This window comes from Pseudomonas ceruminis (genome assembly GCF_021602025.1).
GTDB classification, from domain to species: domain Bacteria; phylum Pseudomonadota; class Gammaproteobacteria; order Pseudomonadales; family Pseudomonadaceae; genus Aquipseudomonas; species Aquipseudomonas ceruminis.
In genome coordinates this window covers 23702-41467 of the sequence record NZ_BQHW01000038.1, presented here as the reverse complement: position 1 = coordinate 41467, position 17766 = coordinate 23702, and the positions used below count along the sequence as shown (strand labels likewise).

14 protein-coding genes and 1 pseudogene are annotated in these 17766 nt (G+C 64.3%); 11 read left to right on the top strand and 4 right to left on the bottom strand.

The features are described 5' to 3' along the window. Window positions 1–141 (bottom strand): annotated as a pseudogene (locus tag L6D80_RS27640) (DUF1853 family protein); the annotation flags it as partial. A gap of 44 nt (window positions 142–185) precedes the next feature. Between L6D80_RS27640 and L6D80_RS27635 the strand changes: the two are divergent. The 11 genes from L6D80_RS27635 to L6D80_RS27585 all read left to right on the top strand — a co-directional run bounded on the left by L6D80_RS27635 (window position 186) and on the right by L6D80_RS27585 (window position 12187). Next, window positions 186–1076: an NAD(+) kinase gene (locus L6D80_RS27635; RefSeq protein ID WP_023632574.1), complete on the top strand. Its 891-nt coding sequence runs from the start codon at window positions 186–188 to the stop codon at window positions 1074–1076. Further along, a complete protein-coding gene (locus tag L6D80_RS27630) occupies window positions 1076–2047 on the top strand; it encodes a metallophosphoesterase (protein ID WP_054902362.1) in 972 nt (323 codons plus the stop codon). Before L6D80_RS27635 ends, L6D80_RS27630 begins: the two co-directional genes overlap by 1 nt. Next, window positions 2044–2922, top strand: a complete 879-nt coding sequence (locus L6D80_RS27625) for a rhomboid family intramembrane serine protease (RefSeq protein ID WP_176514625.1) — start codon at window positions 2044–2046, stop codon at window positions 2920–2922. The genes L6D80_RS27630 and L6D80_RS27625 overlap by 4 nt, the downstream gene beginning before the upstream one ends. Before the next feature lie 13 nt (window positions 2923–2935). Next, window positions 2936–3196, top strand: coding sequence for a YeaC family protein (locus L6D80_RS27620; RefSeq protein WP_176514627.1), 261 nt, complete (start codon window positions 2936–2938; stop codon window positions 3194–3196). Next, complete coding sequence (locus L6D80_RS27615; RefSeq protein ID WP_176514629.1) at window positions 3193–4023, top strand: DUF2797 domain-containing protein; 831 nt, start codon at window positions 3193–3195, stop codon at window positions 4021–4023. Before L6D80_RS27620 ends, L6D80_RS27615 begins: the two co-directional genes overlap by 4 nt. Before the next feature lie 13 nt (window positions 4024–4036). After that, window positions 4037–6694, top strand: a complete 2658-nt coding sequence (gene pepN, locus L6D80_RS27610; RefSeq protein ID WP_176514631.1) for an aminopeptidase N — start codon at window positions 4037–4039, stop codon at window positions 6692–6694. 269 nt (window positions 6695–6963) lie between these two features. Then, window positions 6964–7992, top strand: coding sequence for a YCF48-related protein (locus L6D80_RS27605; RefSeq protein WP_054902357.1), 1029 nt, complete (start codon window positions 6964–6966; stop codon window positions 7990–7992). A gap of 20 nt (window positions 7993–8012) precedes the next feature. Continuing rightward, entirely contained in the window at window positions 8013–10388 is a 2376-nt protein-coding gene (locus tag L6D80_RS27600) for an efflux RND transporter permease subunit (RefSeq protein WP_176514660.1), read from the top strand. Between the two features lie 112 nt (window positions 10389–10500). Continuing rightward, window positions 10501–10788, top strand: coding sequence for a DUF5629 family protein (locus L6D80_RS27595; RefSeq protein ID WP_176514633.1), 288 nt, complete (start codon window positions 10501–10503; stop codon window positions 10786–10788). Continuing rightward, window positions 10754–11884 (top strand): lactonase family protein, encoded by a 1131-nt coding sequence (locus tag L6D80_RS27590; RefSeq protein ID WP_176514635.1) that lies wholly within the window; start codon window positions 10754–10756, stop codon window positions 11882–11884. Before L6D80_RS27595 ends, L6D80_RS27590 begins: the two co-directional genes overlap by 35 nt. Window positions 11885–12007: 123 nt before the next feature. After that, window positions 12008–12187, top strand: coding sequence for a hypothetical protein (locus L6D80_RS27585; protein ID WP_054902354.1), 180 nt, complete (start codon window positions 12008–12010; stop codon window positions 12185–12187). Window positions 12188–12227: 40 nt separating this feature from the next. Here the strand turns inward: L6D80_RS27585 and L6D80_RS27580 are convergent, their stop codons facing one another. Genes L6D80_RS27580 through L6D80_RS27570 form a run of 3 tightly spaced genes read right to left on the bottom strand, consistent with a single transcriptional unit; the run spans window position 12228 to window position 17697 of the window. Continuing rightward, window positions 12228–12821 (bottom strand): glutathione S-transferase, encoded by a 594-nt coding sequence (locus tag L6D80_RS27580; protein WP_054902353.1) that lies wholly within the window; start codon window positions 12819–12821, stop codon window positions 12228–12230. Then, on the bottom strand, window positions 12818–16462 hold the full coding sequence (locus L6D80_RS27575) for an AAA family ATPase (protein ID WP_176514637.1): 3645 nt from the start codon (window positions 16460–16462) through the stop codon (window positions 12818–12820). Before L6D80_RS27575 ends, L6D80_RS27580 begins: the two co-directional genes overlap by 4 nt. Then, on the bottom strand, window positions 16459–17697 hold the full coding sequence (locus L6D80_RS27570; protein ID WP_176514642.1) for an exonuclease SbcCD subunit D C-terminal domain-containing protein: 1239 nt from the start codon (window positions 17695–17697) through the stop codon (window positions 16459–16461). The genes L6D80_RS27575 and L6D80_RS27570 overlap by 4 nt, the downstream gene beginning before the upstream one ends. Between the last annotated feature and the right edge of the window lie 69 nt (window positions 17698–17766).

Below are 17766 nucleotides of genomic sequence, written 5' to 3'. Positions count from 1 at the left end.
CAGCAGCGGGGGCGACAGCAGGGCCCAGGCCAGGTCACGCACGGCCGGGCGGCGCAACTGGCGGGGCAAGTCGTGAAGTTGGGTGAATGGCATCATGCTGCGAGCATAGCCGGTTTGCCGCTGCCCGGTCGTTTCGCCCATAATCGCGGCATAGTCACCCCGCCGCAGAGCCTCGCAGGAGCCCCATGGAGCAATTTCGCAATATCGGTATCATCGGCCGCCTTGGCAGCTCGCAGGTGCTGGACACCATTCGCCGACTGAAAAAATTCCTCCTCGAGCGCCATCTGCACGTGATTCTCGAGGACACCATCGCCGAAGTGCTGCCAGGCCATGGCTTGCAAACCTCAACGCGCAAGCTGCTGGGCGAAGTCTGTGACCTGGTCATCGTGGTCGGTGGCGACGGCAGCCTGCTTGGCGCCGCCCGCGCCCTGGCCCGGCATAACATCCCGGTGCTGGGCATCAACCGTGGCAACCTGGGTTTTCTCACCGATATCCGCCCCGACGAGCTGGAAGAAAAGGTCGCTGAAGTGCTCGACGGCCATTACCTGGTCGAGAACCGCTTCCTGCTGCAGGCCGAGGTGCGCCGCCACCACGAGGCCATCGGCCAGGGTGACGCGCTCAACGACGTGGTCCTGCACCCGGGCAAGTCGACACGGATGATCGAGTTCGAGATCTACATCGACGGCCAGTTCGTCTGCAGCCAGAAGGCCGACGGCCTGATCGTCGCCACCCCGACCGGCTCGACGGCCTATGCCTTGTCGGCCGGTGGCCCGATCATGCACCCCAAGCTCGATGCCATCGTCATCGTGCCGATGTACCCGCACACCCTGTCAGGCCGGCCCATCGTGGTCGATGGCAACAGCGAGCTGAAGATTGTGGTGTCCAAGGACCTGCAGATCTACCCGCAGGTCTCGTGTGACGGCCAGAACCATTTCACCTGCGCCCCCGGCGACACCATCACGGTCAGCAAGAAACCGCAGAAACTGCGCCTGATCCACCCGCTCGACCACAACTACTACGAGGTTTGCCGCACCAAGCTCGGCTGGGGCAGCCGCCTGGGAGGCAGGGACGACTGATGCTCGATCCGGCGCGAAGTTTCGACATCATCGGCGACGTGCACGGCTGTGCGCTGACCCTCGAACGCCTGCTCGACGCCCTGGGCTACAAGCGTGTCGGCGGCGTGTGGCGCCACCCGCGGCGCCAGGCGCTGTTCCTTGGCGACATCGTCGACCGCGGCCCGCGCATACGCGAAGCGCTGCACATCGTCCACGACATGGTCGAGGCCGGCCAGGCGTTCTGCATCATGGGCAACCATGAGTACAACGCCCTGGGCTGGGTTACCCCGGCGCTGCCTGGCAGCGGCAAGGCCTTCGTGCGCGAGCACACGCCTCGCCATGCCAGGTTGATCGACGAAACGCTCGCCCAGTTTGCCCAGCACCCCGGCGACTGGCACGACTTCCTCCAGTGGTTTTACGACATGCCGCTGTTCGTCGACGCCGGGCGTTTCCGCCTGGTGCATGCCTGCTGGGACCCACGGCTGATCGAGCCCCTGCGCCAGCAATACCCTGACGGGCGCATCGACCCCCATTTCATCCAGGCTTCGGCAGTGTCCGGCAGCTTCGCCGCCACCGTGTGCAACCGCCTGCTGCGCGGCACCGACATGCGCCTGCCGGATGGCCTGACGCTGACCGGTGGCGATGGCCTGACCCGCGCCTTCTTCCGCACCAAGTTCTGGGAAGAAGACCCGCAGACCTACGGCGACATCGTCTTCCAGCCCGACGCGCTGCCCGATGAAGTGGCCCGCACGCCGCTCAGCCACACCGACAAAAATGCCTTGCTACGCTATGCCGAGGATGAACCGTTGCTGTTCGTCGGCCATTACTGGCGCAGCGGCCGCCCGGCGCCGATCCGCGCCAACCTGGCGTGCCTGGACTACAGCGCGGTGCTGTACGGCAAGCTGGTGGCCTATCGGCTCGATGATGAAACCCGTATCGACCCGCACAAGTTCGTGTGGGTGGACGTCGACCGACCGCAGGCCAATCAATGAATATCGTCGAAGTGATGCGCCTGCCGCTGTCGGTCGACCTCAGCGGCTTCGTCAAGCTGTTGCAACGCCTGCAGATCCCCCATCGGGTCAGCGAGGAGGGTGAGGTCCAGGTCCTCTGGGCCCCGGAAACCATGGCCGCCGATGTCCTCCAGCTGTACCAGCGCTTCCCCGACGGGAACGCCGACATCGAGCCTGCTACCGACCCTATGGGAGCCAGCTTGCCGGCGAAAGGGCCGACACTGGCTGAACAGGCCCGCGCCTGCAAGGTTACGGCCAGCGTGCTGTTCCTCTGTCTGATCGTTGCCGGCCTTACTGGCCTGGGCGACAACCTTGCCACCATCAGCTGGTTCACGTTCCTCGACTTCCGCGTCCAGGGCGAATACCTGCACTTCACGCCGCTGGCCCAAGGCCTGGCCGAGGGCCAGTGGTGGCGCTTGGTGTCGCCGATGCTGCTGCACTTCGGCGTGCTGCACCTGGCCATGAATGGCCTGTGGTACTGGGAGCTGGGCAAGCGTATCGAACTGCGCCAGGGCTCCTGGCTGCTGCTCGGCCTGACCCTGTTGTTCAGCCTGGTGTCCAACCTGGCCCAGCACTACACCAGCGGCCCGAGCCTGTTCGGTGGGCTGTCCGGCGTACTGTACGGGCTGCTTGGGCACGTCTGGCTGTACCAGTGGCTGGCACCCAACCGCTACTTCAGCCTGCCCAAGGGCGTGCTGGTGATGATGCTCATCTGGCTGGTCATCTGCCTGACGGGCGTGGTCGGCCAGCTCGGTTTCGGGCAGATCGCCAACGCCGCCCACGTCGGCGGGTTGCTCATCGGATGCCTGACGGGCCTCTTGGGCGGGGCGCTGGCCCGGCGTAAACTGTCCGCTTGATTTAGGAGACGCTATGTCCACGTTCGCGCAAATGATCGAAAACATTACCCCGGAAATCTACGAAAGCCTGAAAACGGCCGTAGAGATCGGCAAGTGGTCCGACGGCCGCAGGCTCACCCCCGAGCAGAAAGAGTTGTCGCTGCAGGCCGTGATCGCCTGGGAGATGAAGAACCTGCCCGAAGAGCAGCGCACCGGCTACATGGGCCCGCAGGAGTGCGCATCGAAGTCCGCACCGATTCCCAACATTCTGTTCAAATCGGACTCGGTACATTGATCGAACTCGCTCGTGGCTCTTTGAGCAAGATGGCGGTAAGCCTGGACGCCCCCGTGGTGCAGTACAGCTTGCGCCTGGATGACACGCAGGTGCCGGTCAACCCGCTGATCGGCCAGCGCCTGCGCCTGGAGTACCTGGGCGCTATTCACTGCAGCCATTGCGGCAAGCGCACCAAGACCAGCTTCAGCCAGGGGTACTGTTACCCGTGCATGACCAAACTGGCGCAGTGTGACGTGTGCATCATGGCCCCCGAACGTTGCCACTATGACGCCGGTACCTGCCGTGAACCGTCTTGGGGCGAACAGTTCTGCATGACCGACCACGTGGTCTACCTGGCCAACTCCTCAGGGATCAAGGTCGGTATCACCCGGGCCACCCAGTTGCCCACCCGCTGGCTCGACCAGGGTGCCAGCCAGGCGTTGCCGATCATGCGCGTGGCCACCCGCCAGCAATCCGGCCTGGTCGAAGACCTGCTGCGCAGCCAGGTACCGGACCGTACCAACTGGCGCACGCTGCTCAAGGGTGATGCCGAGGTGCTCAACCTGGTGGCCACCCGTGAACAGATCTTCGACGCCTGTGCCGACGGCCTGCGCGCGCTGCAGGAGCGCTTCGGCCTGCAGGCGATCCAGCCACTGCCCGACGCCGAAGTGGTGCAGATGAAATACCCGGTCGAGGCGTATCCGAAAAAGATCGTCAGCTTCAACCTCGACAAGGACCCGGTGGTGGAAGGCACGCTGCTGGGCATCAAGGGCCAGTACCTGATCTTCGACACCGGCGTGATCAATATTCGCAAGTACACGGCCTACCAGTTGGCCGTGCTCCAGTAAAAAGGACCTGCACATGCGTACCGAACAACCGCAAGTGATCTACCTCAAGGACTACCAGGCGCCCGAGTACCTGATCGATGAGACGCACCTGACCTTCGAGCTGTTCGAGGACCACACGCTGGTCCATGCGCAACTGGTCATGCGCCGTAACCCGGCACGCGGTGCCGGGCTGCCGCCGCTGGTGCTCGACGGCCAGCAGCTGGAACTGTTGCGCGCCTCCCTGGACGACCAGGAACTGCAAGTCAGCGACTACCAGCTCGAAGCCGACAGCCTGACCGTGCACCCCAAGGCCGAGCGCTTCACCCTGGACACCAGCGTCAAGATCCACCCCGAGCGCAACACCGCGCTCGAAGGCCTGTACAAGTCCGGCAAGATGTTCTGCACCCAGTGCGAGGCCGAGGGTTTCCGCAAGATCACCTACTACCTCGACCGCCCTGACGTCATGAGCACCTTCACCACCACGGTGATCGCCGAGCAGCACCGCTACCCGGTGTTGCTGTCCAACGGTAACCCTGTTGGCAGCGGCCCGGCTGAAGACGGCCGCCACTGGGCGACCTGGGAAGACCCGTTCATGAAGCCGGCCTACCTGTTCGCCCTGGTCGCCGGTGACCTCTGGTGTGTCGAGGACACCTTCGTGCGCCAGTCTGGCCGCGACGTGACCCTGCGCATCTACGTCGAGCCCGAGAACATCGACAAGTGCGACCACGCCATGGTCAGCCTGAAGAAGTCCATGCGCTGGGATGAAGAAGTCTACGGCCGCGAGTACGACCTGGACATCTTCATGATCGTCGCGGTCAACGACTTCAACATGGGCGCCATGGAAAACAAGGGCCTGAACATCTTCAACTCCAGCTGCGTGCTGGCCCGCGCCGAAACCGCCACCGATGCTGCCCACCAGCGTGTCGAAGGCGTGGTTGCCCACGAATATTTCCACAACTGGTCGGGCAACCGCGTGACCTGCCGCGACTGGTTCCAGTTGTCGCTCAAAGAAGGCTTCACGGTGTTCCGCGACGCCGAATTCAGCGCTGACATGAACTCGCGCACGGTCAAGCGCATCGAGGACGTCGCCTACCTGCGCACCCACCAGTTCGCCGAAGATGCAGGACCCATGGCCCACCCGGTGCGCCCGGACAGCTTCATCGAGATTTCCAACTTCTACACCCTGACCGTTTACGAGAAGGGCGCTGAAGTGGTGCGCATGGTCCGCACCCTGCTGGGCGCCGAGGGTTTCCGCAAGGGCAGCGACCTTTACTTCGAACGCCATGATGGCCAGGCAGTGACCACTGACGACTTCATCAAGGCCATGGAAGACGCCAACGGCGTCGACCTTACCCAGTTCAAACGCTGGTACAACCAGGCCGGCACCCCGCGCCTGGACGTCAGCGAGGCCTATGACGCCACCGCGCAAACCTACAGCCTGACCTTCCGCCAGAGCTGCCCGCCGACCCCGGACAAGGCCGAGAAGCTGCCGTTCGTGATCCCGGTAGAGCTGGGCCTGCTGGACGCCACTGGCAACGACCTGCCACTGCAACTGGCCGGTGAAGCCCAGGCGACTGGCACCACCCGTGTGCTGTCGGTGACCGAAGCCGAGCAGACCTTCACTTTCCAGGACATCGCCGCCAAGCCGCTGCCGTCGCTGCTGCGCGGTTTCAGTGCGCCGGTCAAGCTGAGCTTCCCGTACGACCGTGACCAGCTGATGTTCCTCATGCAGCACGATAGCGATGGCTTCAACCGCTGGGAAGCGGGCCAGCAGCTGTCGGTACAGGTGCTGCAGGCGCTGATCGGCCAATACCAGCGCGGCGAAGCGCTGAGGCTCGACCAGCGGCTGATCACCGCGCTCGGCACCGTGCTGGGCAACGTATCGCTGGACCCGGCCATGGTCGCCGAGATGCTCTCGCTGCCAGGCGAAGCCTACCTGACCGAGATCAGCCAGGTGGCCGACGTGGATGCCATCCACACCGCCCGCGAGTTCGCCCGCCAGCAGATCGCCGAGCAGCTGTTCGACGCGCTGTGGGCGCGCTACCAGGCCAACCGCGAAGTGTCGCGCAACACCGCCTACGTGGCCGCTGCCGAACATTTTGCCCGCCGCAGCCTGCAGAACATCGCCCTGTCGTACTTGATGCAGAGCGGCAAGCCGCAGGTGCTGGAGGCGACCCTGGAGCAGTTCGAGCACTGCGACAACATGACTGAGCGCCTGACCGCGCTGGCCGTGCTGGTCAACTCGCCGTTCGAGGCTGAGCGCGCCAAGGCGCTGGAAAGCTTCGCCGAGCACTTCAAGGACAACCCGCTGGTCATGGACCAGTGGTTCAGTGTGCAGGCCGCCAGCACCCTGCCCGGTGGGCTGGCGCGGGTCAAGGCGCTGATGCAGCACCCGGCGTTCACCCTGAAGAACCCGAACAAGGTGCGGGCACTGATCGGCGCCTTTGCCGGGCAGAATCTGGTCAACTTCCACGCGGCGGATGGCTCGGGCTACCGCTTCCTGGCTGACCTGGTGATCGAGCTGAATGCACTGAACCCGCAGATTGCCTCGCGTCAACTGGCGCCGCTGACCCGCTGGCGCAAGTATGACGACGCGCGCCAGGTGCTGATGAAGGGCGAACTGGAGCGGATTCTGGCGTCCGGTGAGTTGTCCAGCGATGTGTATGAGGTGGTGAGCAAAAGCCTGGCCTGATTCAGGCGACGCGTGGGGCTGCCAGGCAGCCCATCCCCGGCAAACCGGCGCCCGCAGGTGCTGCACCGCTCGCAAGACGGTGTGCGCCCTGTGGGCGTCGGCTTGCCGGCCCAGCGTTTTCTGGTTAACAAAACATAACGTCCCGCTCGTTGTGTTCCCGCAAACATCCCCGCTACGATGGCCCGAAGCTATTGCAGGCCTCTAACACAGGGTTTTCGCAGTACCTGCAAGGCACAGACCCACCAAAGAAGAACAAACAGGGGACGGTCATGAGGGAGCGGGTGATGACGCAGGTCAGGCGTGGTGCCTGGCCGCTGGCAGCTGGCGCGATGCTGGCGCTGGCATTGGGGATGTGGGCCGAAAGCGCCCAGGCCGCAGCCGCCGACGAGTACTCCACCGAGTCGGCCAAGGCCAGCCAGAGCCTGCTGATCGATGTCACCCATGCCGGCAAGCGCCTGGTGGCGGTCGGCGATCGCGGCCATATTCTGTTCTCCGACGACCAGGGCAACACCTGGACTCAGGCCAGGGTACCTACCCGACAACTGCTTACCGCCGTGTTCTTTCTCGACGACAAGCGTGGCTGGGCGGTCGGCCATGATGCGCAGATCCTCGCCAGCAACGATGGCGGCGCGACCTGGAGCAAACAGTTCGAAGACCTGTCCCGTGAAGCACCGTTGCTTGATGTCACCTTCCTCGATGCCCAGCATGGCTTTAGCGTGGGCGCCTATGGTGCCTTGCTGGAAACCCGCGATGGCGGGCAGCACTGGCAGGATGTCGCCGAGCGCCTGGACAACCCCGACCAGTTGCACCTCAACGGCATTGCCGTGGTCAAGGACGCCGGGTTATTCATCGTCGGCGAACAGGGCGGCATGTTCCGCTCCACCGACGATGGCCAGACCTGGGTCAACGTCGATAGCCCCTACGAGGGCTCGCTGTTCGGCGTGATCGGGACCGCCAAGCCCAGCACATTGCTCGCCTACGGCCTGCGCGGCAACCTGTTCCGCTCCACCGATTTCGGCGACAGTTGGCAACCGATCGTACTCAAGGCAGCCCGCGGTAACCTCGAATTCGGCCTGGCAAGCGCTACGCTTCTCGATGATGGCAGCCTGGTGCTGGTGGGCAACGGTGGCAGCGTGTTGCGCAGCATCGATGACGGGCAGAGCTTCAGCGTGTACAACCGCGCCGACCGCATTGCCCTGGCCGGTGTCAGCGGCCTGGCCAATGGCGGCCTGGTACTGGTAGGGCAGGGGGGTGTGCACCTGGCCACCGCCGATGGTGCAGAGGAGGTGCGTCCATGACCAGCCGAGAGAGCATCACCATGCACCCGCACCACCAGGACAAGCCCACACTGCTCGAACGCCTGATCTTCAACAACCGCCCCGTGGTCATCGCCCTCTGCGCGCTGGTGAGCGTCTTCCTGTTCTGGCAGGCCACGCAGATCCGCCCCTCGACCAGTTTCGAGAAGATGATCCCGCTTGAGCATCCGTTCATCGAACAGATGATGGAGCACCGCAACGACCTGGCCAACCTGGGTAACACCGTGCGCATTTCGGTCGAGGCGGTCAACGGCGACATCTTCGACAAGGACTACATGGAGACCCTGCGGCAGATCCATGACGAGGTGTTCTACCTGCCTGGCGTCGACCGGGCCGGGCTGAAGTCGCTATGGAGCCCCAGCGTGCGCTGGAGCGAGGTCACCGAGGAGGGCTTCTCCGGCGGCGAGGTAATCCCCAATACTTACAATGGCTCGCAGGAGAGCCTCGACACCCTGCGCGACAACGTGCTCAAGTCCGGCCAGGTCGGCCGCCTGGTGGGCAACAATTTCAAATCCAGCATCATCGACATCCCCTTGCTGGAAAGCTTCCCCGACCCACAGGACCCGGGCAAGCTGGTCAAGCTCGACTACCAGCGTTTCTCCCATCAACTGGAAGCGCAAATCCGCGACAAGTTCCAGGCGCAGAACCCCAATGTGAAGATTCACATCGTCGGTTTCGCGAAGAAGGTCGGTGACCTGATCGACGGCCTGGTGATGGTGGCGATGTTCTTCGGGGTGGCGCTGGTCATCACCTGGGTGCTGTTGTACTGGTTCACCTGGTGCATCCGCAGCACCATCGCCGTGCTCATCACCACCCTGGTGGCGGTGGTCTGGCAGTTGGGTTTGATGCACGCGGTAGGCTTTGGCCTGGACCCGTACTCGATGCTGGTGCCATTCCTGATCTTCGCCATCGGCATTTCCCACGGGGTGCAGAAGATCAACGGCATCGCGCTGCAGTCCAGTGACGCCGACAACGCACTGACCGCGGCCCGGCGTACCTTCCGCCAATTGTTCCTGCCGGGGATGATCGCCATCCTGGCCGATGCGGTGGGCTTCATCACCCTGTTGATCATCGACATTGGGGTGATTCACGAACTGGCCATCGGCGCCTCGATCGGTGTGGCGGTGATCGTCTTCACCAACCTGATTCTGCTGCCGGTTGCGATCTCCTACGTGGGCATCAGCAAGAAGGCCATCGAGCGCAGTAAGAAAGATGCTACCCGTGAGCACCCGTTCTGGCGCCTGTTGTCGAACTTCGCCAGTGCCAAGGTGGCGCCGGTGTCCGTGGCCCTGGCCCTGGTGGCCTTTGCCGGCGGCCTCTGGTACAGCCAGAACCTGAAGATCGGCGACCTCGACCAGGGCGCGCCGGAGCTGCGCCCGGACTCACGCTACAACCAGGACAACAACTTCATCATCAGCAACTACTCGACCAGCTCGGATGTGCTGGTGATCATGGTCAAGACCCCGGCAGAGAGCTGCTCGATCCACTCGACGATGGCACCGATCGACGAATTGATGTGGACCATGGAGAACACCCCAGGCGTGCAGTCGGCGATCTCCCTGGTCACCGTGTCCAAGCAGGTGATCAAGGGCATGAACGAGGGCAGCCTGAAGTGGGAGACTCTGTCGCGCAACCCAGACATCCTCAACAACTCCATCGCCCGCGCCGACGGCCTGTACAACGCCGACTGCTCGCTGGCGCCGGTGCTGGTGTTTCTCAACGACCACAAGGCAGAAACCCTGGAGCGCGTCACCGCCGTGGCCAAGGCATTTGCCGACAGCCACAACAAGGACGGGCTGCAGTTCCTGCTGGCGGCTGGCAACGCCGGCATCGAGGCGGCCACCAACGATGTGATCCGCTCGGCCGAGTTGACGATCCTGGTGCTGGTGTACCTCTGCGTGGCCGTGATGTGCCTGATCACCTTCCGCTCCTTTGCCGCCACCCTGTGCATCGTGCTGCCCCTGGTGCTGACCTCGGTGCTGGGCAATGCGCTGATGGCATTCATGGGCATTGGCGTGAAGGTCGCCACCTTGCCGGTGGTGGCGCTGGGCGTTGGCATTGGCGTGGACTACGGCATCTACATCTACAGCCGCCTGGAAAGCTTCCTGCGCGCGGGCCTGCCGTTGCAGGAGGCCTATTACCAAACCCTGCGTTCGACCGGCAAGGCCGTGCTGTTCACCGGCCTGTGCCTGGCCATTGGCGTGTGCACCTGGATCTTCTCGGCCATCAAGTTCCAGGCCGACATGGGCCTGATGCTGACCTTCATGTTGCTGTGGAACATGTTCGGCGCGCTGTGGCTGCTGCCGGCGCTGGCACGGTTCCTGATCAAGCCTGAAAAGATGGTGGGCAAGGCGGGCGGCTCGATCTTCGCCCATTGAAGGGGCTGGGGCCGCTCTGCGGCCCGATCGCCGGCAAGTGGTTGCTACCGGCGATTGGGCTGCAAAGCAGCCCAGGGCTATAATGCCGGTTCACTTTTTTACCGGTAACCCCATGTCCTCCCTCGCCACCGCCCTCGCTACCTGCGACATGCTGTTGATCGACGGCCTGCACGCCTTCGATTTCACCTTCGACGAAACTGGCCTCACGGTCGAATGCATGGATGGCCGCCAACTGCGCCGTTGGACCTTCACCGCCGACCAGGTCGCCGCGGCCACCGCGGTGGGGGATGACTGGCAATTGCACGATGCCCAGGGTGAGCATCGACTAGTCTGTATGAGTGCCTTTCGCGCGCCGGATGAAGACGATGAACCGAATCTGGACGAACCTGCTGACCGCTAGCCTGATGAGCCTGACGATGACCGCCCATGCCGCCACCCTGCTGGTCGGCAGCTACACCGATGGCGCCAGCCAGGGTATCTACCGCTACGCCTTCGACAGCAAGACTGGCCATATCGACCCCGCGCCGCTGCAGGTGGTCAAGAGCGTCAGCCCGTCGTGGCTGGTGCTTTCGGCTGACCAACGGCAGCTGTTTGCGGTCAACGAAACGCCGCAGGGCCATGTCAGCAGTTTCAGTATCAGCGGCAAAGGTGAGATCACGCCGCTCAACCAGGTGGCCACCCGTGGCGACGAACCCACCCACGCCAGCCTCAGCCGCGACCAACGCTACCTGTTCGTCGCCAACTACGCCGTCGCCCCCGATCCGGGCGGCAGCCTGGTGGTGGTCCCGGTGGCCAAGGATGGCAAGCTCAAGGCGGTGGTGCAACAGGCGCGGCACAAGCCCAGTGGTGTCGACCCCGAGCGCCAGGCGGGCGCCCATGTGCATTCGCTGGTGCTCTCGCCCGATGGCAGCCACCTGTATGCGTGCGACCTGGGGGCCGACAGGGTGTTTATCTATCGCTATGACGGTGCCAGCAGCGATCGCCCGCTGACCCCTGCGATCCCGGCATCGGTCGAGCTGCCGCCGGGCAGCGGCCCGCGTCACCTGCTGTTCGATGCCAAGGGGCAGCATGCCTACCTGACGCTGGAGATGAGCGCAGAAGTCGTGATGTTCGACGTGCAGAACGATGCCTTGCTCGAGCGCCAGCGCCTGCCACTGACCGAGCACAAGGAGGCGGCGGCCAGGGCGGCCGGCGGCGTGCACCTGTCGGCGGACGGGCGTTTCCTGTATGTCAGCAACCGCGGCACAGCCAATGAGATCGTGGTGTTCAGGGTGAGCAAGGACGACGGCCAGCTGGCGTTGCTGCAACGTCGCACGGTGGAGGGCGATCACCCGCGGGAGTTTGCCCTGGACCCAAGTGAAAACTTCCTGCTGGTGGCCAACCAGAAGAGCAACCAGATCGTGGTCATGCGCCGCGATCCGCGCACTGGCATGCTGGGTGAGACGGTGCAGACCTTGCCTCAGGAGGCGCCTTCGGATTTGAAGTTTATCGAGTGAATATCGATACGCGTGATAATCCCTAGCAGCGTAATGAATTTCTGTGGCTGACTTCAGCGGCGTAAGTTTGACCCAAGGCCCAAGCGGGCCACCGTCAAACCACCGCAGTCGAGGTCAGCCCCCATGAACTTCAATCTCTTCCCGGTCATCGCCGCCTCCGCCATTTCCGCTTCGGTCGTGCTGCCGACGCACGCCCATGCCGACACCAGCAGCAAGGCATCCGCCACCCACAGTTACACCGAGCAGTACCTGCGCCAAAGCGCGCATTTCCACGCGGCCTTGAGTGGCAAGCACAGCCACTGACCCAGCGCTGAGCACTGAACCTGTGGGAGCGGGTGGATAGCTATTTGGCCATCACCGCCTTGAACAGTGGTGACGCCAACCACCCCTCCAGCCAGCTCCGCACTTGCGGATAAGCCGCCTCGGCGAACCACTGCGGTTCGACCCCGGCGAACTGGCGCATCAGGGGCAACAGGGCAGCGTCGGCCAGGCTTGGATGATCGGCCAGCAGGTAGGGCCGGCCTTCGAGCAAGCGTTCAAGCGCCGCCAGCCATGTTTCGGCCTGCTGGCGGTAATGCGTGCGTGGGTGCTCGGGGTAACGCTCGGCATACTTGTACAGGTTCACCTGAGTCTTGAACTCAGTGTCATTGCGCGCAATCAGCGCCTCGGCCTGCTGTGCCGCTGCAGGGTCCGCTTGCAGGCGCCAGTCCTGCGGGTCGTGCTGTTCCAGGGCCCAGCGCATGATATCCAGGCTTTCCTCCAGCACCCGGCCACCGGTGTCGAGCACCGGGACCGTGCCCTTGGGCGACACCGCCAGCAACTCGGCCGGCTTGTTCTTCATCGCCACTTCGCGCACCTGCACCTCACACCCGGCATAGCGCAGGGCCAGGCGTGCGCGCATGGCCCAGGGGCAACGGCGGAACGAGTAGAGGATCACCCGCACACCTCTACATCACTCAGCCCATTGCCCTGGCGACGTACCTGGATCTGTACCGGGATGCGCTCGTGCATCTCCTGCACGTGGGAAATCACCGCGACCTTGCGGCCTTGTGCCTGCAGGCCATCGAGGGCGTCCATGGCCAGTTGCAGCGATTCAGGGTCGAGGCTGCCGAAGCCTTCGTCAATGAACAGCGACTCGATGCGCAAGGTGCTCGAGGCCATCGATGCCAGGCCCAGGGCCAGGGCCAGCGAAACCAGGAAGGTTTCGCCGCCGGACAGCGAGTGCACCGAGCGCAGTTCATCGCCCATTTCGGTGTCCATCACCAACAGGCCCAGTGCGCTGCCGCCGCGCTTGAGGCGGTAGCGGCGCGCCAGCTGGCGCAGTTGGGCGTTGGCGTGGTGCAACAACAGGTCGAGGTTGTAGCCCTGGGCGATCTTGCGGAACACGTCACCCGAGGCCGAACCGATCAGCGCGCTGAGCCGCGCCCAGCGCTGCCACTGTTGGTGCGCCTGCTCGATTTCCGCCGCCAGGCTCTGGTGGGCCTGCTGCCGGCGCTGGTCGTCGGCCTGCTGGGCACGCAGTTCGGCGCAGTGCTGCTCATGGCTGGCCAGGCGCTCTTGCAGTTCGCCGAGGGCGTGTTCCAAGTCTTCGGCTGAGGCGTGCACGGTCATGCTGGCGGTGTGCTGAGCGAGGCGCTGCTCACGTTCCTGAAGCACTACGCGGGTTTGTTCGATGGCTTTTTCGGCAGTTTGCAAGCGTTGACGCAACCCGCTCAGTTGAGCATCGTCCATGGCCAGCAGCCGATCGAGGCCGGCGTCGTCCAGTTCCGGGTGCTCGGCACGCCACCGGGCGATGTCACCTTGCAGCTGTTGGCATTCAGTGTCCAGCGCCTGTTGCTGCTGCGTGTTGGCCTTGAGCTCACTGGCCAACTGCACGCCCTGGGTTCGCAGGTCCTGCAGGCGTTGGGCGGTATCGACGTCGAGCGCCCGAGCCTGTTCCAGCTGGGCATCACTGTATTGTTGCCAGGCTTCGGCGCTGGCATGTTCGCCGAGCAGCTCGCCGAGCGACGTCAGGGCTTGCTGACGCTGCTCAGCCAATGCACCGAGTTTTTGCTGCAATTGCTGCTGATTGAGCAGGCGCGCCTGTTGTTGGTCGCGCAGCTTGTCCAACTGTACTTGGCGTGCTTGTTGTTCTTCCTGCTCGTCCTTGCGTTGCTCCAGCTGTTGCAAGCGCAGGGCGATCTGCTGGTCGAGGGCGAGGAAGGCATTGGCCGGGTCGTCGCTCAGGGCCTTGAGCACGTCCTCGGGCATTACCCCGGCCAGGTCGTTCAGCCCTTGTTGCAACTGCTGCTCATCGTTGGCCAGGGCTTGATGCTGCTGGTCCAGGTGGTGCTGGGCTTGCTGCTGGGCCTGCTGCGCCGCCTGCAACTGCTGGTTCAGGCGGGCTGCATCCTTTTGCAGGGCGAGCAGGGCACTCTGGCGTTTCTCGTCCTGGCTGATCTCGCCGTCCAGGCGCCGCAGCTGGCCGTCGAGCCAGGCGCTGCGGGCCTTGTCGTCCTGCGGCGCCAGTGCCGGCCAGAGGCTGTGTGCCTGCACCTGCGCCACCAGCGGTTGCAACTGCTCGCCCAGTTGTACCTGTTGCTGCTGGAGCTCCTTGAGCTGGGCATTGACCACACCCAGCCGGGTGCGCAATTCCACCAGCTTGCCATTGAGGTCTTCGACCTGCTTCTGGGCCGCTTGCTCTTCAGCCTGGTCGTGGCGGCCCAGGCTCTGCAACAGTGCTTCGGGTTGGTGGAACGGGTGTTCGGCGCTGCCGCAGACCGGGCAGGGTTCGCCCTGACGCAGTTGGCCGCGCAGTTCCTCGACACTGGTGTTGCGCGCCAGGCGCTGGCGTTCGAGCAACTGGCGGGTGATGTTGAGCGCCTGCTCGGCCGCTTCCAGCTCGGCCTTGGCCGCGGTCCCTTCGCCAATCAGGTGTTGGCGTTGCTGCAGGGCCTGCTGTTGCCGCTCATGCACGGCATCGAGCTGTTGGCGCAGTTCCAGTTCACGCCCATGCAGACGCGACAGTTCTTCGACGGCACGCTGCTGTTTGCGATTGTCCTGCAGCATGCCGCCGAGCAGGTCGATTTGTTCGGCCAGCGCGTGTGGTTCGGCCTTGGCCTCGTGGAACAGCAGTTCGAAAGCGTCGCGCTCGGCCTGCCACTGGGCATTGGCCTGGCTGGCCCGGGCTTGCAGGCCCGGCAGCTCGTCACGCCCCTTGGCCAGGCGCCCGCCGATCAGCATCACTTGCTTCAATTGGGGCAGATAGGCCTGCCAGGCGCTGGCCAGGCCAGCCAGGTGTTGGCTCTGCTCCAGGGCAGTATCGATCTGTGCCAGTTGTTGTTGGCTGCGTTGCTGGTGCTCATCCAATTGCTGCAGTTGCTGCTGGCCCTCGGCGACGTCCTGGTCCGCTTGCTGGCTGGCCGTACGTTGGGTCGCCAGTTCTGCGTCCAGGCGTGCCAGGCTGTCCTGGCCGGCAAAGGCCTGGCGCAGGCGGGGGGCGTTTGCGCTGTGTTGGGTCTGGGCGTCGACCAGTGCCTGGCGAGCGGCGGCCAGCGCCTGTTCCAGTTCGCTGGTGCGAGCCTGCAATTCGGTTTGCTGGCGTTGCTGCTCGGCGATGTGCGCCGCCAGCGGTGCGCGCTGCGCGCTCAACATCTGCTGGCGATGGAATTGGTGGCGCTGTGGCGCCAGGCGCTCCAGGCGTTGCAGGTCGAGGCGCTGTTCGGCCAGCTGTTGCCAGGCCAGTTCGGCTGCTTGCAGCGCATCACTGGCCTCGACGTGCTGGGTTTGCAACTGGTGCTGCTCATTGAGCCAGTTGCGTTGCAGCTCCAGGTGGCGCTCAGCGGCCTGATCGGCCTTCAACTGCTGCTGCGCCTGCTCCAACTGTTGGTCGAGTGCGGCACGGGCTTCGGTGGCCATCGGCAACAGGTGGCTGGCGCGCTCTTTCAGGGCATTGTGCGCGTCGCCGGTTTCGCGGGCCTTGCTGAAGGCGCGTTGGCCGAGGCGTGTGTAGATGGCCGTGTTAGTGAGCTTTTCCAGCAGCTCGCTGCGCTCTCTGTCGTCGGCCTTGAGAAACGCGCTGAACTCGCTCTGGGCCAGCATCACCGCGCGGGTGAACTGCTCGAAGTTCAAGCCCAGGCGTGCCTCGACCAGTTGCTTGTACTCGTTCTTGCCGCTGCCCAGTAGCTGTTCGCTGTCCAGGTCGTACAGGCTCTGGCGGCTGTGCTGCAATTTGCCGTTGGCCTTGTCGCGGGCGCGGTTGGCCTCCCAGCGCGCCCGGTAGCGGTGCCCGTCGATGCCGATGAAGTCGACCTCGGCAAAGCCACTGCCGGTGCCCCGGCGCAACAGGTTGCGTGGGTCGGAAGTGGGAATTTCGCCGTCGGCGTCCGGTACCTTGGCTTCACGGCCAATAGCGTTGAGCCGCGGTACGGTGCCGAACAGGGCCAGGCACAGGGCATCGAGCAAGGTGCTTTTGCCGGCGCCGGTCGGCCCGGTGATGGCGAACAGGCCAGCACTGGCCAGGGGCTCGGCGGTGAAGTCGATGTCGATCGGGCCGGCCAGCGATGCCAGGTTCTTCAGGCGAATGGCAAGAATCTTCATGGCTGCACCTCCTCGAGCTGGACGTCCTGCAACAGCAAGGCGAAGTCAGCCAGGGCCTGCTCGTCGGCGGGGTTGCCATAGGCCTGTTCCCAAGCGCGGCTGAACAAGTCCTGTGGGGTCAGCTGGGCCAGCTCGACGAACGCTAGCTCGTCATCCTCCTCGCTGCTTCGGCCGGCGTATTCAGCGCTGATGCGGATCAGCCGCACCGCCTTGCCGTGCAGGGCGCCCTCGATCTGCTGGCGCAGGTCGGGTTGCGGCTCATCCAGGCGCACGCGCACCTCAAGCCAAGGCTGGCGGTTGGGGTCTTCGAGCAGGTCGATCACAGGCAGCTCCGCCAGTTGCTCGAGCAGCTCGCCCAGCGGCGCCGGGCCGATGCGCTGCAGCGCAACAGCGCGGGGGACTGGGCGTGGTTCGACGCTGACCAGTTCGCTGCCGTTCAACTCGACTTCCAGCACCTGGTGCGGGTAGTTGATTTCGGCGAACGACAACGGGATCGGCGAGCCGCTGTAGCGGATGCGGTTTTCGCGGTTGACCTTTTGCGGCTTGTGCAAATGGCCCAGGGCCACGTAGCTGATGCCTTTGTCGAACAGCTTGGCCGGCAGCGCCTGGGCGTTGCCGATGATCAGGCTGCGCTCGGAGTCCTCGGACACCGCACCACCGGCCATGTGCGCGTGGCTGATGGCAATCAGGGCCTGGTCTTTCTTGCGCTTTTTCTGCGCAGCGGCAATCAGTTGCTGATGTACCTGGGTAATGCCTTGCAGGTAGTCGTCGCCCAGTTGCGGGCCGGTGACTTCGGCCGGGCGCAGGAAGGGCAGGGCCAGACACCAGGCAGCGACCTTGCCGCGGCCATTGGTCAGCGGGATCAACAGGCGTTCGGCATCCAGTTGGCCCTCATCGAGCCAGTGCACCCGGCCCAGTGCGTGTGTGCGCAGACGGCGCATGAGCGCTGCGGGCAGTTCGATGCGCGAGCCCGAGTCGTGGTTGCCGGCGATCATCACGATGTCCAGCTTCGGCTGTTGCTCGTGGGCTTGGACGATGAAGTCGTAGAGCCGCTCCTGGGCTTTGACCGGAGGGTTGACCGTGTCAAAGATATCGCCGGCGATCAGCAGTGCGTCGGGCTGGCGCAGGTGCAGTTGGCCGAGCAGCCAGTGGAGGAAGCAGGCGTGTTCGAAGTCGCGTTCCTGGCCGTGCAGGCTTTGGCCAAGGTGCCAGTCGGAGGTGTGAAACAGACGCATGGATGACCTGTGGTGTCGAGTCGAGCAAGCGGGGCTTGGCTTGGAGGATGGGCGTTGCGCAAGGGGGTA